This window comes from Roseobacter litoralis Och 149, from assembly GCF_000154785.2.
Classification (GTDB): Bacteria; Pseudomonadota; Alphaproteobacteria; order Rhodobacterales; family Rhodobacteraceae; genus Roseobacter; species Roseobacter litoralis.
Genome location: NC_015730.1, coordinates 4,491,317 through 4,505,211 on the forward strand (window position 1 = coordinate 4,491,317; position 13,895 = coordinate 4,505,211).

Here is a 13,895-nt window from a genome sequence, read left to right on the forward strand (position 1 = left end):
GCCTAAAGCCTCGCGCAGTAGGGTCGCGGCAGGCAGGCAGTGGCCTCGGCCTTGGCACCCAATTGGGCCATCTCTGCGGCTGTGCACCGGAAGACGAAGGTCTCGGTCAGCGGCTCTTTGGTGCGGGCTTTTCCCGCGCCGGTGGGGTTCGAAGGGGAGGCTTGCCTCCCCTCGCAAGGTCCCGTGTCAGCAGCGCCAGCGTATGACATGGGTCGCCTTGCTGTTTGCTCTTCGGTGGGGTCGGTTGCGGTCATGATCTGAGGCCTGCGGCTTGGATTTGCGCTTGCGTCACCAGCTTTGAGGCAAGCAGCGACGTGACTTGTGTGCCGGTGATGTGTTCGCACATCGGGCTTCGGTCACTGATCCAACAGGCCAGCCGCGCATGGTGTTCGGTGCTTGCAGCTTGGGCTTCCTCCCGCTTGGCGCGGATATCCTCGATGTAACCTCGCCAGCGCCGCGACTGGAACCAGTTGTCGGAAAAGCAGACCTTGGAGCAGGTGAAGCCCGCGCTGTTGGTTGCGTAGGCTTTGACCGCTTGCAGCAAGTCTTCCGGTTCAATCCCTTCCTTCATGGCCTCTTCGATCTGGGCAAGCCAGACCGCTTTGCCCCGCAATCGGTCGGGCTGATATGCTGCCAGAATCTTCTCAGCCTCCGCCGCCTCGCGCTCGCGCGAAGGAGGTTCCTTTCTAGGTTCAATGGTAAGGCTCCTGTCCCGATTTGAGACTACCCCCGTCTCATTTTGAGACTCAACCCCGTTGGGACCATCGCCACCTTTCGGGCGGGCACTTGGGCCAAGAGTGATGTCGACGTGCAGTTCATACTGATTGGACCCGCGCCCACCGTCGCCGTCACCGCGGGCATGGCGCGTGACAAGGCCGCATTCTTCCAGCGTCGTCATGTGTCGGAACAGCGTTGCGCGGCCCATCTCGCATTCGTCCGCCAACCGCTGTGCGCTTGGGTTGCAATGGCCGGTTTCCTTATTGTGAAAATCCGCCAGCTGAATCAGCACAATCTTGGCGGCTGGCTTCAACCCTTTGACATTCGCGGCCCAGATTAGTGCCATGCCGCTCATGGCATCACCTGACCCGACAGGAATGGGGAGATTGCATAAAGCCTGCCGCCTGATTCTGCGGCTCGGTGTTGTGGCACAAAACCTGATTTCCTTGTGTCAGATTTGTGCCACTAGGAAACATGCGTTCCTGCATCGTTCTTCAAAAGGCTACATTTACCTATATAGCAAGTCCGTTTGCCTGTTGCTGTTTGTACTGGGGTTCCGTATGTCCGGCGGTGGGACACCCTTCCCCAACGAAGGGCGCTTATCTGGAAGGATAGCATCAATGGCTATACAACAACCGGCAACGCGGCCGGATATGAAACCTGCCGCCGTTCCGGCGAATCCGCGTTTTTCTTCAGGGCCTTGCGCCAAACCCCCCACATTTGATCTGAACAAGCTGGCGGACGCACCGCTCGGCAGGTCGCATCGTGCGTCTGAGGGCAAGGCAAAGCTCCTTCAGGCAATTGAGACGACACGCGAGATTCTCGGCGTGCCGGCGGATTATCGCATCGGCATTGTTCCGGCGTCCGACACCGGCGCGTACGAAATGGCCATGTGGTCGCTTCTGGGCGAACGGCATGCCGAAATGGTTGCTTGGGAAAGCTTTGGCGCGGGCTGGGTCACGGACGTCGTCAAGCAGCTCAAGATCGCCCACACGGTTCACACGGCAGACTATGGCGACATCGTGGATATGGCCGCGTTGAATTATGATCACGACGTTTGCTTTACGTGGAATGGAACGACCTCTGGCGTGCGGATGCCGTCGGGTGATGCGATTCCGGCAGACCGCGCAGGGCTGACGTTATGCGATGCCACCTCAGCCGCATTCGCGATGGACCTGCCATGGGACAAGCTGGATGTGACGACGTTTAGCTGGCAAAAAGTGCTGGGCGGGGAGGCGGCGCATGGCATGCTGATCCTGAGCCCGCGCGCGGTTGAACGGTTGGAAAGCTATACACCGCCATGGCCCTTGCCCAAGATTTTCCGACTCACCAAAGGCGGTAAACTGATCGAGGGTATCTTTACCGGTGCCACGATCAACACCCCTTCGATGCTGTGCGTTGAGGATTATCTGCAGGCTTTGGATTGGGCCAAATCGGTCGGCGGCCTGCAAGGTCTGATCGCGCGCGCGGATGCCAATGCAGGCGCAATCGCTGAATTCGTCGCGGCTCATGACTGGATCGATTTTCTGGCCAAAGACCCGGCGACACGGTCGAATACTTCCGTGTGCCTGAGGTTCACTGACGCGCGTATCTCGGATGGCACAGCATTCGCGAAAGCCGTGGCAAAGCGTCTGGCGGATGAAAACGTGGCCCTCGATATCGGGGCATATCGCGACGCGCCTGCCGGTTTGCGTATCTGGTGTGGCGGCACGGTTGAGACCTCGGACATCGAAGCGATGCTGCCTTGGCTCGCATGGGCTTTCGAGACCGAAATCGACGCATAATTCGCACCACTATTCCAGACTTCAAAAAAGGACCAGCAAGATGGCTCCCAAAGTACTTATTTCTGACAAACTGTCGCCCGCCGCCGTTCAAATTTTCAAAGACCGTGGCATTGATGTAGATTTCCAACCGGATGTTGGAAAAGACAAAGACAAACTGGCCGAGATCATCGGCAATTACGACGGCCTCGCCATTCGCTCTGCGACCAGGGCGACCGAGAAAATTATCGCGGCGGCAACGAAGCTCAAGGTGATCGGCCGCGCCGGGATCGGCACCGACAACATCGACAAGGATGCAGCCTCTAAAAAGGGCATCATCGTGATGAACACGCCCTTCGGCAACATGATCACGACGGCAGAACATGCTATCGCGATGATGTTCGCGGTGGCGCGCCAGATCCCCGAAGCGTCGGCCTCTACCCATGCGGGCAAATGGGAAAAATCGAAGTTCATGGGTGTTGAGCTTACGGGCAAGACGCTTGGCGTGATCGGGGCCGGTAACATCGGTGGCATCGTCTGTGATCGTGCGCGCGGTCTCAAGATGAAGGTCGTCGCCTATGATCCGTTTCTGGGCGAGGAAAAAGCCAAGAAGATGGGCGTGGAAAAGGTTGAACTGGACGCCCTTTTGACCCGCGCTGATTTCATCACCCTGCATGTTCCGTTCACCGACCAGACGGCCAATATCCTGAGCGCCGAAGCGATTGCGAAAATGAAACCCGGTGTGCGGATTATCAATTGCGCGCGCGGCGGTCTGGTGGATGAAGAGGCGCTCGCCGATGCGCTGAAATCCGGCCATGTGGCAGGGGCTGCTTTCGACGTGTTCTCGCAAGAGCCTGCGACGCAGAACCCGCTTTTCAACCTGCCCAACGTTGTGTGCACTCCGCATCTGGGGGCTGCCACAAGCGAGGCGCAGGAAAACGTGGCCTTGCAGGTGGCCGAGCAGATGTCTGACTATCTGCTGACTGGTGCGGTGAGCAATGCGCTCAACATGCCATCCGTGACGGCCGAAGAGGCAATCGTGATGGGTCCGTGGCTCAAGCTATCGGGGCATCTGGGGGCCTTCATCGGTCAGATGACGGATGAACCGATCAAGGCGATCAATATCCTCTATGATGGCTCCGTGGCCGAAATGAACCTCTCTGCGCTGAATTGTGGCGTGGTTGCGGGCATCATGAAAAAGGCCAACCCGGACGTGAACATGGTGTCGGCCCCTGTGATCGCACAGGAACGTGGCATCTCGATTTCCACGACAAACCAAAGCAAATCCGGGGTTTTTGACGGATATATCAAAGTGACGGTTGTCACGGACAAGCGGGAACGCTCCGTCGCGGGCACAGTGTTTTCGGATGGAAAACCTCGGTTTATCCAGATCAAGGGCATTCAGATCGACGCAGAGGTCGGTGCGCATATGCTGTATACCACGAACGAAGACGTGCCAGGCATTATCGGGGCGCTTGGACAAACCATGGGCGAAAACGGCGTCAACATTGCGAACTTTACGCTGGGTCGCGCTGTGGCCCAAGGGGAGGCTATCGCGCTCTTATATGTGGACGATCAGGTGCCTGCACCCGTTATCAAAAAGCTGGAGGCGACGGGTATGTTCACGCAGGTCAAGCCTCTGATGTTTGACGTGGCATAACGCTGACGAAGAAAAGCACGGCAAAAGCGCAGTTTCGCGCTTTTGCCTTTTCCAGCGATTGACGGTCTGTTTTACAGGCTGGCCCAATCCAGAACGACCTTGCCCGATTTTCCAGACTTCATGGCCGCAAACCCGGCCTCGTAATCATTTGCGGAAAAGCGGTGCGTGATGACTTTCGTCACATCCAGCCCGTTTTGAAGCATGGCAATCATCTTATACCATGTCTCAAAGATCTCGCGCCCATAGACACCTTTGATGGTGATAGCGTTGAACACGATCCGGCTCCAGTCGACCGGGGATTTACCGGGCGGAATACCGAGCATGGCAATCCTGCCCCCCATGGTCATTGCATCGACCATCTGATCCAGCGCTTGCTGGTTGCCCGACATTTCCAGACCAACATCAAACCCCTGTTTCATGCCAAGGTCCGCAATGGTCTGTTTCAGATCGTCCTGCGCCACATTGACCGGCACCACGTCTGCCACCTGAGAGGCCAGCGCAAGCCGGTCGGCATTCACATCCGTAATCACCACGTGGCGCGCACCGGCATGGCGCGCGACCGCCGCCGCCATGATCCCGATGGGGCCTGCGCCCGTGACCAGCACGTCCTCACCAATCAGATCAAAGCTCAGCGCGGTATGCACGGCATTGCCCAACGGGTCGAGGATCGCACCGATGTCATCAGAGATATCATCGGGCAGGGGCACTACGTTAAAGACGGGCAGTTTGAGGAATTGGGCAAAAGCCCCTTGTTCGTTCACCCCGATGCCGCGTGTGGCCGGGTCAAGATGGAATTTTCCCGCCCGGCTTTGGCGTGACGTTTTACCAATCAGATGCCCCTCACCGGAGCATCGCTGACCGATGGACAGGTCAGTCACATTGCGACCGACTTCAACGATTTCACCGGCAAACTCATGCCCTGTGATCATGGGAACAGGTACGGTGCCCGCGGCCCATTCGTCCCAGTTCCAGATGTGAATATCGGTGCCACAAATCCCGGTTTTGTTGATCTTGATCAGCACATCATCGGGTCCGATTTCCGGAACCGGTGCGTGGGTCATCCAGATCCCTTCACGGGCATGCAGTTTTGACAGTGCTTTCATTCCGTTGCTCATTTTATCACTCCAAGCCTGCGCCCGACCATGGCAAAGGCTTCCAGCGCCTTGTCCAGATCATCCCGCGTCAACGCCGCGTTCATCTGCGTTCTGATCCGGGCCTGCCCGCGCGGAACTACAGGATAGAAAAAGCCCGAAACGAACACGCCCTGATCAAAAAGCTGCGCCGCCATGTCTTGCGCCACTTGCGCTTCGCCCAACATGATCGGAACAATCGGATGCGCGCCCGGCAGCAGGTCGAAATTCAGCGCCTCAAGACCGTTTCGCCAATATGCCGTGTTTTCAAAAAGCTGTGCGCGCAGGTCGTCCCCGGCCTCGACCAGATCAAGCGCTTTGATACCCGCTGCAACAATTGATGGCGGCAAGGAATTGGAAAACAGGTAAGGCCGCGCGCGTTGTCTTAAAAGATCAATGACCGGCTGCGGCCCGGCGATATAACCCCCGATGGCCCCGCCCAATGCCTTGCCTAGTGTGCCGGTCAGGATGTCCGCTGACACACCGGCATGCGCAGGCGTGCCGCGCCCCTGAGGGCCCATGAACCCGGTCGCATGACAATCGTCAACCATCAGCAGCGCGTCGTATTTTTCGGCCAGTGCCTTGATATCGGACAGTTTCGCCAGATACCCGTCCATGCTAAACACACCGTCCGTGGCGATCATGATAAAGCGGGCACCCTCATCGCGCGCCAGCTGCAATTGGCCCTCCAGATCGGTCATGTCAGAATTGGCGTAGCGATAGCGCCGCGCCTTGCATAGCCGGATACCGTCAATGATCGAGGCGTGGTTGAGCGCATCGGATATGACCGCATCCTCTGGCCCCAGGAGCGGTTCGAACAGGCCACCATTCGCGTCAAAACAGGCCGCAAAAAGGATCGCATCATCCATCTGCAAGAATTGCGCCAACCGCGCTTCCAACTGGCGGTGCAGGTCTTGCGTTCCGCATATGAAACGCACCGACGCCATGCCAAAGCCACGCGGTTCCATCGCGTCCTTAGCCGCAGAAATCAGGTCAGGGTGATCCGCGAGCCCCAGATAGTTGTTCGCACACAGGTTGATGACCGACTTAGCGCCAACGGCGATCTGGCCCGCCTGTGGCGAGGTGATCGCGCGCTCTTTCTTCATCATGCCGTCGGTTGCAATCTGATCGAGCGTGGCATTGATATGCGACAGGTAGGCTTGTGTCATGGCTGAACTCTCCTTTGCGCAGATTCTAGCATAGCGGATACGATTCCGAAATAGGGGAATAACACAATAGCGGAATTAATCTGTTATTACGGATTTATGCGTTCTGAACCACAAGAAAGGCGCGCGCGGCGCCGATCGCTTTTATCCGATGCGGCACGTCTGCGCTGTAGCGGGCGGTATCACCGGCTTCGAGCCGACTAATGTTATCCGCACTGCTGACATCGACCACCCCTTCAATCACGGTCAGATGTTCGCGCGCGCCACGGGTATGCGGCTGACTATCGAGCACCCCATCCAACGAAAAGACCAATTCGTATACTTCGTGTTTTCCAGCCTCTTCAGGCGGTGATAGAATACGAATGCGCAATCCTTTACCGAGGTTTTCAATGGTTGGGACATCTCCCGAGCGCAGGGTTTCGATCTTGGATTTTGTCGCGGCAACATCCAGCAACCCGGCAAAGTCCACCTGTAAGGCGCGTGTGAGATTCCAAAGCGTTGAAATGGTGGGGCTGCTTTCCCCGCGTTCGATCTGGCTGACCATGGACCTTGATACCCCGGAGAGCTTGGCGACCGCATCCAGCGACAGGCCCTGCACCCTGCGCGCATCTTTCAAACGTGCGGGTAATTGTCCAAGGATTTGATCTGTCTCTTCCGTCATACCGGAAAATTCACTTATATAAAGGACGTTGTCAACAAATGACGTAACATCAAGTTAAGTCGGTGCTGACAATCCGATAGGACACCCGCATAGTGGCTGCAACAAGCAAGCGGAGGGTATCATGACCAAAGAGATCGTAATTCTGGACGGCGCGCGCACGGCAATCGGTACGTTTGGTGGCGCATTGGCCGCGACGCCCCCCATTGAACTCGCCACCGTGGCCAGCGCGGCCGCATTGCAACGGGCAGGCGTTGAGGGGGCGCAGATCGGACATGTCGCCTTTGGTCATGTGATCAATACCGAACCGAAGGACATGTACCTGAGCCGTGTGGCCGCGATGCAGGCGGGCGTGCCTGATACGGTCCCGGCGATGAACGTCAATCGGCTGTGCGGCTCTGGTGCGCAGGCGATTGTCTCGGTTATTCAGTCGCTTATGCTGGGTGACGCAGACTTCGCCCTTGCGGGTGGTGCTGAGAACATGTCGCGTTCGCCCTTTATCATCCCGCAACAGCGCTGGGGTGCAAAAATGGGGGACGTTAAAACGCTTGATATGATGTTGGGCGCATTGAACTGCCCGTTCGGCACCGGGCATATGGGTGTTACGGCGGAAAACGTCGCGGCAGAGCATCACATCAGCCGCGCCCAGCAGGACGGATTTGCCTTGCAAAGCCAGCAGCGGGCGTCTGATGCTATCGCAGCGGGCCATTTTCAGTCCCAGATCACGCCCGTCGAGGTCCGCGTGAAACGGGACATGGTGGCTTTTGAAGTGGATGAGCACCCCAAGGCGACAACTCTTGAGGCCTTGTCGGGGCTGCGCGCCGTCTTCCAGAAAGACGGGACCGTGACCGCAGGGAATGCCAGCGGCATCAATGATGGTGCTGCGGCAGTTGTTTTGGCAACCGCTGAGGCCGCCGAAAAGGCCGGATTGAAACCAAAGGCCCGCGTTCTGGGCTATGCGCATGCGGGCGTGCGGCCCGAAGTCATGGGCATCGGCCCGGTGCCCGCCGTTCAAAACCTATTGGCGCGCACGGGCCTGTCGGTGACGGATTTTGATGTGGTCGAAAGCAATGAGGCCTTTGCTGCGCAGGCGCTGGCCGTCAGTCAGGAACTGGGCCTCGACAATGCAAAGGTAAACCCGAATGGCGGCGCAATTGCATTGGGTCATCCTGTTGGGGCGACAGGGGCGATTATCACTCTCAAGGCGATGTACGAATTGGAACGGATCGGCGGCAAACGCGCGTTGATCACCATGTGCATCGGCGGTGGTCAGGGCATCGCCCTCGCGATTGAGCGGCTGTAAACGTCGCGTCTAGAAAAACATCAGGTCGATCGCGATCAGGGTCAGAGACCCGGATACCCCGATGGTGACACCAAGGATCAAACCACCCAAGATCCACTTGCCCCAGTCATTGCCCTTGCGCAGGGGCTGCGGGTTGGAGGTACGGATCAGCGCGTTTTCGACCATCACGGGCAAGCGCGGGCCGAAGCGCGCCAGAACCCGTGCCGTTTTGGCCAGATCCTTCAGTGTCGCGCGCGGCCCGATTGATTGGGAGATATAGTTGGTCACCACCGGGCTTGCCACTTCCCAGATGTTGATCTGAGGGTTCAGCGACCGGGCGACACCTTCAACGACGACCATGGTGCGCTGAAGCAGGATCAGCTCGGTCCGGGTTTCCATGCCAAAGCGTTCGGTCACTTCAAAGAGGTAACTCAACAACCGACCCATGGAGATTTTCGTGGCGTCCATGCCAAAGATCGGCTCACCCACCGCGCGCAGGGCTCGTGCGAATTCATCCACGTCTTTGTCAGCCGGGACATACCCCGCCTCAAAATGGACTTCGGCGACACGTTTGTAATCCTTGCGGATAAATCCAAACAGGATCTCTGCGTAGACCCGCCGGGTGTATTCGTCGATATGCCCCATGATGCCAAAATCATAGGCAACAATATCCCCATTGGGCGCGACCTTGAGGTTACCCTGATGCATGTCCCCATGGAAATATCCATCCCGCAGCGCGTGGTTCAGGAACAGCTGCAGGACGCGGTTGCCCAGGTCCACCCGGTCATGTCCGGCGGCATCTATGGCGTCATTGTCCCCCAGAGGCACACCCGCGGCCCAGCCAAGCGTCATGACCCGTCGCGCGGAAAGATCCCATTTGATCTCGGGGAGTTGAAAGCCCTCGTCGTCTTTTGTCGTTGCCGCGAATTCCGATGCTGCGGAGGATTCGAGCCGAAGATCAAGTTCACCCTGCACGACCCCGTCAAAGTGTTCGATGACATCCATCGGGCGCAAGCGTCGCGCGCCGGGGGCGAACAGATCGACCATCCGCGCTGCCAGATAGAATGCATCAACGTCCTTGTTGAACGCACGTTCGATGCCGGGACGCAGAACTTTGACCGCCACATCCTCGCCCGTGCTTGCGATCCTTGCGCGGTGGACCTGCGCAATCGACGCCGCAGCCACCGGTTCGCTGAATTCTGAAAAAACTTCATCGACGGGAACGCCGAGTTCCTTGGACACCTCGGCTTTGGCCACTGCCACTGAAAAGGGCGGCAGCTTGTCTTGCAAAACCCTGAGCTGCACGGCGAGTTCGTCGCCCACCACATCCGGGCGGGTCGACAGGATTTGCCCGAATTTGATGTAAGCGGGGCCAAGCGCGGTCAAGGCACGCGTGGCCGGGGGCATGGACGGATCACCATTATAGCCCAGAAACTTGAACGGCACACCCAAGGCCCGCGCCACAATGCGCACGGCAGCGGGCGCTTCAAAGGCGTCGAGGACGACCTTCATCGCGCCGGTGCGTTCCAGCGTTGCGCCTGTTCGGATCAGACGCCAAATGTTGTGAGGTCCGCGCATTCAGAGTTTCCAGCCAGAGTGCAGACAGGCAATGCCCATGCTCAGGTTGCGGAATTTCGCGTTCTCGAACCCTGCATCCCGCACCATTTTCAGGAACGTGTCCTGATCCGGGAAATTACGGATCGATTCCACCAGGTATTGATAGCTGTCGCGATCCCCCGCGATGGCCTGTCCCATGCGCGGGATCACGTTGAAACTGTAAAGATCATAGGCTTTTTGCATTGCGGGGTTTGGCAGTTGGCTGAATTCCAGCACCATCAGACGCCCGCCGGGACGCAGCACACGAAAGGCTTCGTTCAGGGCCTCTTGCGGGCGGGTGACGTTTCGGATGCCAAAAGAGATTGTGTAGACGTCAAAGGTGTTGTCGGCAAAGGGCAGCGCCATTGCATCCCCGGTGACCCAATCAAGCTGCTCGGCCATGGCTGCGGCCTCTGCGCGTTTGCGCCCCTCAACCAGCATTGATTCTGTCAGATCCAGCACCGTTGCGTGGCCGTAACCTGCACGCCTGAGAAAACGGAACGAAATGTCACCCGTTCCGCCCGCCACATCCAGTAGCTTTTGACCCGCGCGCGGTGCCAGCCAATCCATCATCGCCTCTTTCCACAAGCGGTGGATGCCGACGGACATGACGTCATTCATGATGTCATACTTGCTGGCCACTGAGGAAAAGACGCCCTGCACGCGCCCGGCTTTCTCGCCTTCCGGCACGGTTTCGAATCCAAAATGGGTGGTTTTATTGCTGTCGTCGGTCATCGGTACTTGCGGTCCTCGGCTTTCGAGCTTTGTTATAGAGCGCGAAGGGCTGGGCACAATGCGTCCCTTTCGTCACAGCGATCAGAATGAGTAAGACGCCTTGAGAAACTTGGCAAGCAAACGGAAGTGTAGTTCGCAAAATGCGCCTTGATAAAGAAGCCGAGCAAGCCCAAGCGACACTTCCAGCGCCCGCCGCCGCGACAAGAAAGCTGACAGAATATGCCTGAACTGCCCGAAGTAGAGACGGTGCGCCGTGGCCTGACCCCGGCGATGGAGGGCGTGGTGATCAAGCAGGCGGACGTGAACCGCCCTGATTTACGCTGGCCCTTCCCTGTTGATATGGCCGCCCGGCTGACCGGTAAACGGGTGGAAAGGCTGCGGCGACGCTCAAAATATATTCTCATGGACCTCGACAGCGGGGAAACCTTGCTGGTTCATCTTGGCATGTCGGGCCGTATGTTGGTGTCAGGTGACCCGCTGGGGCAGTTTGTGCATAGGCATCCGGCCCCCGAAAAACACGACCATGTGGTGTTCCATATGGCCAATAATGCGCGCATCACCTTTAACGATCCGCGCCGCTTTGGGGCGATGGACCTGATGGAGACCGCCAGTGCCGACGCGCATAAGCTGCTCGCGGTCCTCGGGCCGGAACCGCTGGGTAACGATTTCCATGAATCACATCTGATTGCGGCGTTCAAAAACAAGAATTCCCCGGTGAAATCTGTGCTGCTGGATCAGCGGATCGTGTCCGGTTTGGGCAATATCTATGTCTGCGAGGCGCTTTTTCGCGCAAAAATTCACCCCACACGCAAAGCGGGCAAGATTTCTGGCGCACGTGTGGCCGGCCTTGTGCCGATTGTCCGCGAGGTGCTTGCAGAGGCTATCGAAGCGGGTGGATCATCCTTACGTGATTTCCGTCAAGCTGATGGAGAGCTTGGATATTTTCAGCATAGCTTTGATGCTTATGGACGCGAGGGCGACCCCTGCAAAAGGTCAGGTTGCACGGGGCAAATCCGGCGAATCGTACAGTCCGGACGCTCATCTTTCTATTGCACGCAATGCCAAAGATAGCTTGAACCAGCCCGAAGGAGTGGTAGAGACTGCGAACTCAGGTCAACAACAAAGAGCTTTCTTCATGGCTTATGAAACGATCATCGTAGATGTGGAAGACCACGTCGCACAGATCACACTGAACCGTCCCGATGCGCTCAATGCGCTCAACGACGAATTGATGAGCGAATTGGCAAATGCACTGACTGCCGCACAGAACAACGACAAGGTCCGCTGCATCATCCTGACCGGATCGGAAAAAGCCTTCGCCGCTGGCGCTGATATCTCCATGATGAAAGACAAGAGCTTCGTCGAAGTGTTCTCAGGTGATCTGTTCACGGCCGAAACAGAAGAAATCATGCGCGTGCGCAAGCCGATCATCGCTGCTGTTTCAGGATATGCGCTGGGCGGCGGATGTGAATTGGCGATGATGTGTGATTTCATCATTTGTTCAGAGACGGCGAAGTTCGGACAGCCCGAGATCAACCTCGGCGTGGTGGCCGGCCTCGGCGGTACGCAGCGCCTGACGCGTCTGGTCGGCAAATCAAAAGCGATGGATATGAATTTGACCGGTCGCTTTATGGATGCGGAAGAAGCAGAACGCTCAGGGCTGGTCAGCCGCGTTGTGCCCTGCAAGAAACTGATGGATGAGGCACATGGTGCGGCGCAGCGGATCGCCGAAAAATCCATGGTCTCGGTCATGGTCGTCAAAGAAGCCGTAAACCGCGCCTATGAAACGACCCTGCGCGAAGGCCTCCTGTTTGAGCGGCGCATGTTCCATTCGCTGTTTGCGACCGAGGATCAGAAAGAGGGTATGTCTGCCTTTGTCGAAAAGCGCGAAGCGCAGTTCCGCGACCGCTGAGCGCGGGTGGATCGGAGGACACAGCAAGATGGCTCACCGCATCAAAACCGCGTCTGCCGTGATATTTCTGGCTCTGACAGGGGTCGCGCAAGCTGAAATGCTGCCAGGTTCGGAATGGGCGCCAACCGAGATGCAGGCGCAGCCATTTGAAAGCGCGCGCGGCGTCTTTATCCGGTTTGAGCAGGATGGCCGTTACTTTGGCAACGGCGGGTGTAATTCCATCCGGGGCCAGTTTGTCACGAATGGTGATTCAATTCTGTTCGGCCCTGCTGCAGCCACAATGATGGCTTGTCCCGAAGAGACTATGAAGCAGGAATTTGACCTCCTGCAGACACTGGGCAGCGTACGGCAATTCGACCGTTCGGGCACTGATCTGACGCTGTTGGATACCGAGGGTCGCGTGGTCATGCGGTTGCGCCAGCGCGACTGGGATTGAAGCGCGTTTATTTTCGGCTTTGCAAGCGCAGTCAAACCCCCTATAGAGCGCTCCAGACATGCGCGTGCAGCCCGCTCAGGCTAGAATCACCAGTGGACCCTTGGTCCACCTTTGGGTTTGGCGTCGCGCTTAATGACTTAAGACAACGAACTCAGGAAAGGTTTTTCACGCATGGCTAATTCGCCCCAAGCAAAAAAACGCGCGCGTCAGAACGAAGCACGTTTTCAGGTTAACAAAGCACGTCGTTCGCGGATTCGCACGTTTCTACGTAAGGTAGAAGAGGCGATTGAATCCGGCGATAAAGCGGCGGCGACGGCAGCTTTACGCGCAGCGCAGCCCGAATTGATGCGCGGTGTAACAAAAGGTGTGTTCCACAAGAATACAGCCGCGCGGAAGATGTCCCGGCTCACGGCACGGGTTAAGGTCCTCGGTTAACTTTCTGTTAATTATAGTTAATGAAAACGCCGCTCAGCGGCGTTTTTTTTATGCCTTTTAATGGCATTTTTGCGGCCTTAGGGATTCTTTTACGAAATACCCTGAGTCAACAATGAAGTTCTGTTGCCCGATCACTTTGGAAGTTGCTAACACAGTAGAGCGATTCACGTCGCATGGGGGGACAGGCCTCGCAGGTTCGTCGTTTGCAGCGACATTAAGAACAGCGAGAACTGGACAAGGTAGCGATGAGCTGCCTTCAGTCTGCAAGCGTTGCCATGGCAGCGATTTGCCCTGTTCAAAACGAGTACGGTTGGGGTCACCTGATCTGATCTGAGCGTAGGCTATAGAGCCTGAGACGGGTTGGGGATTCTCTGTAAATTGTCCGAAGGACGACGCCTTTTCCTTGTG

At 57.3% G+C, this 13,895-nt stretch carries 14 protein-coding genes; 7 read left to right on the forward strand and 7 right to left on the reverse strand.

Annotated elements, in window-relative coordinates:
• Nucleotides 1-2 precede the first annotated feature (2 nt).
• A complete protein-coding gene (locus RLO149_RS23930; protein WP_162470490.1) occupies nt 3-254 on the reverse strand; it encodes a hypothetical protein in 252 nt (83 codons plus the stop codon).
• Nucleotides 251-1,072, reverse strand: a complete 822-nt coding sequence (locus RLO149_RS24275) for a helix-turn-helix domain-containing protein (protein WP_013964200.1) — start codon at nt 1,070-1,072, stop codon at nt 251-253. The genes RLO149_RS23930 and RLO149_RS24275 overlap by 4 nt, the downstream gene beginning before the upstream one ends.
• A 265-nt stretch (nt 1,073-1,337) precedes the next feature.
• Here RLO149_RS24275 and RLO149_RS21570 point away from each other — a divergent pair, with 265 nt between their 5' ends.
• On the forward strand, nt 1,338-2,501 hold the full coding sequence (locus RLO149_RS21570) for a phosphoserine transaminase (protein ID WP_013964201.1): 1,164 nt from the start codon (nt 1,338-1,340) through the stop codon (nt 2,499-2,501).
• Between the two features lie 40 nt (nt 2,502-2,541).
• Nucleotides 2,542-4,137: a phosphoglycerate dehydrogenase gene (gene serA, locus RLO149_RS21575; protein ID WP_013964202.1), complete on the forward strand. Its 1,596-nt coding sequence runs from the start codon at nt 2,542-2,544 to the stop codon at nt 4,135-4,137.
• Between the two features lie 71 nt (nt 4,138-4,208).
• Here the strand turns inward: serA and tdh are convergent, their stop codons facing one another.
• The 3 genes from tdh to RLO149_RS21590 all read right to left on the reverse strand — a co-directional run bounded on the left by tdh (nt 4,209) and on the right by RLO149_RS21590 (nt 7,094).
• Nucleotides 4,209-5,252, reverse strand: coding sequence for an L-threonine 3-dehydrogenase (gene tdh, locus RLO149_RS21580; protein WP_013964203.1), 1,044 nt, complete (start codon nt 5,250-5,252; stop codon nt 4,209-4,211).
• A complete protein-coding gene (locus RLO149_RS21585) occupies nt 5,249-6,436 on the reverse strand; it encodes a glycine C-acetyltransferase (RefSeq protein ID WP_013964204.1) in 1,188 nt (395 codons plus the stop codon). Before RLO149_RS21585 ends, tdh begins: the two co-directional genes overlap by 4 nt.
• 94 nt (nt 6,437-6,530) lie before the next feature.
• Nucleotides 6,531-7,094: a helix-turn-helix domain-containing protein gene (locus tag RLO149_RS21590; RefSeq protein WP_013964205.1), complete on the reverse strand. Its 564-nt coding sequence runs from the start codon at nt 7,092-7,094 to the stop codon at nt 6,531-6,533.
• 121 nt (nt 7,095-7,215) lie between these two features.
• Here RLO149_RS21590 and RLO149_RS21595 point away from each other — a divergent pair, with 121 nt between their 5' ends.
• Nucleotides 7,216-8,394, forward strand: a complete 1,179-nt coding sequence (locus RLO149_RS21595) for an acetyl-CoA C-acyltransferase family protein (protein WP_013964206.1) — start codon at nt 7,216-7,218, stop codon at nt 8,392-8,394.
• Between the two features lie 9 nt (nt 8,395-8,403).
• Here the strand turns inward: RLO149_RS21595 and ubiB are convergent, their stop codons facing one another.
• Nucleotides 8,404-9,951, reverse strand: a complete 1,548-nt coding sequence (gene ubiB, locus RLO149_RS21600) for a 2-polyprenylphenol 6-hydroxylase (RefSeq protein WP_013964207.1) — start codon at nt 9,949-9,951, stop codon at nt 8,404-8,406.
• Entirely contained in the window at nt 9,952-10,704 is a 753-nt protein-coding gene (gene ubiE / locus RLO149_RS21605; RefSeq protein ID WP_013964208.1) for a bifunctional demethylmenaquinone methyltransferase/2-methoxy-6-polyprenyl-1,4-benzoquinol methylase UbiE, read from the reverse strand. It lies immediately after the preceding gene.
• A gap of 219 nt (nt 10,705-10,923) precedes the next feature.
• On the opposite strand from ubiE, the gene mutM reads away from it, so the two are divergent.
• From mutM to rpsT, 4 genes are all read left to right on the forward strand, one after another.
• Nucleotides 10,924-11,775, forward strand: a complete 852-nt coding sequence (gene mutM / locus RLO149_RS21610) for a bifunctional DNA-formamidopyrimidine glycosylase/DNA-(apurinic or apyrimidinic site) lyase (protein WP_013964210.1) — start codon at nt 10,924-10,926, stop codon at nt 11,773-11,775.
• Between the two features lie 64 nt (nt 11,776-11,839).
• Nucleotides 11,840-12,616 (forward strand): enoyl-CoA hydratase, encoded by a 777-nt coding sequence (locus RLO149_RS21615; protein ID WP_011566556.1) that lies wholly within the window; start codon nt 11,840-11,842, stop codon nt 12,614-12,616.
• A 28-nt stretch (nt 12,617-12,644) separates the two neighbouring features.
• Nucleotides 12,645-13,052, forward strand: a complete 408-nt coding sequence (locus RLO149_RS21620) for an META domain-containing protein (protein WP_013964211.1) — start codon at nt 12,645-12,647, stop codon at nt 13,050-13,052.
• A 171-nt stretch (nt 13,053-13,223) separates the two neighbouring features.
• Nucleotides 13,224-13,487 carry a 30S ribosomal protein S20 gene (gene rpsT / locus RLO149_RS21625; RefSeq protein WP_013964212.1) on the forward strand — a complete coding sequence of 88 codons (264 nt, stop codon included), beginning with the start codon at nt 13,224-13,226 and terminating at the stop codon, nt 13,485-13,487.
• Nucleotides 13,488-13,895: the final 408 nt, after the last annotated feature.

Coding starts and splice junctions, on each gene's coding strand:
- RLO149_RS21590 (WP_013964205.1), bottom strand. CDS start 7,094: ATGACGGAAGAGACAGATCAAATCCTTGGACAATTACCCGCACGTTTG.
- RLO149_RS21570 (WP_013964201.1), top strand. CDS start 1,338: ATGGCTATACAACAACCGGCAACGCGGCCGGATATGAAACCTGCCGCC.
- tdh (WP_013964203.1), bottom strand. CDS start 5,252: ATGAGCAACGGAATGAAAGCACTGTCAAAACTGCATGCCCGTGAAGGG.
- RLO149_RS21620 (WP_013964211.1), top strand. CDS start 12,645: ATGGCTCACCGCATCAAAACCGCGTCTGCCGTGATATTTCTGGCTCTG.
- serA (WP_013964202.1), top strand. CDS start 2,542: ATGGCTCCCAAAGTACTTATTTCTGACAAACTGTCGCCCGCCGCCGTT.
- rpsT (WP_013964212.1), top strand. CDS start 13,224: ATGGCTAATTCGCCCCAAGCAAAAAAACGCGCGCGTCAGAACGAAGCA.
- RLO149_RS21595 (WP_013964206.1), top strand. CDS start 7,216: ATGACCAAAGAGATCGTAATTCTGGACGGCGCGCGCACGGCAATCGGT.
- RLO149_RS24275 (WP_013964200.1), bottom strand. CDS start 1,072: ATGAGCGGCATGGCACTAATCTGGGCCGCGAATGTCAAAGGGTTGAAG.
- RLO149_RS21615 (WP_011566556.1), top strand. CDS start 11,840: ATGGCTTATGAAACGATCATCGTAGATGTGGAAGACCACGTCGCACAG.
- RLO149_RS23930 (WP_162470490.1), bottom strand. CDS start 254: ATGACCGCAACCGACCCCACCGAAGAGCAAACAGCAAGGCGACCCATG.
- ubiB (WP_013964207.1), bottom strand. CDS start 9,951: ATGCGCGGACCTCACAACATTTGGCGTCTGATCCGAACAGGCGCAACG.
- RLO149_RS21585 (WP_013964204.1), bottom strand. CDS start 6,436: ATGACACAAGCCTACCTGTCGCATATCAATGCCACGCTCGATCAGATT.
- mutM (WP_013964210.1), top strand. CDS start 10,924: ATGCCTGAACTGCCCGAAGTAGAGACGGTGCGCCGTGGCCTGACCCCG.
- ubiE (WP_013964208.1), bottom strand. CDS start 10,704: ATGACCGACGACAGCAATAAAACCACCCATTTTGGATTCGAAACCGTG.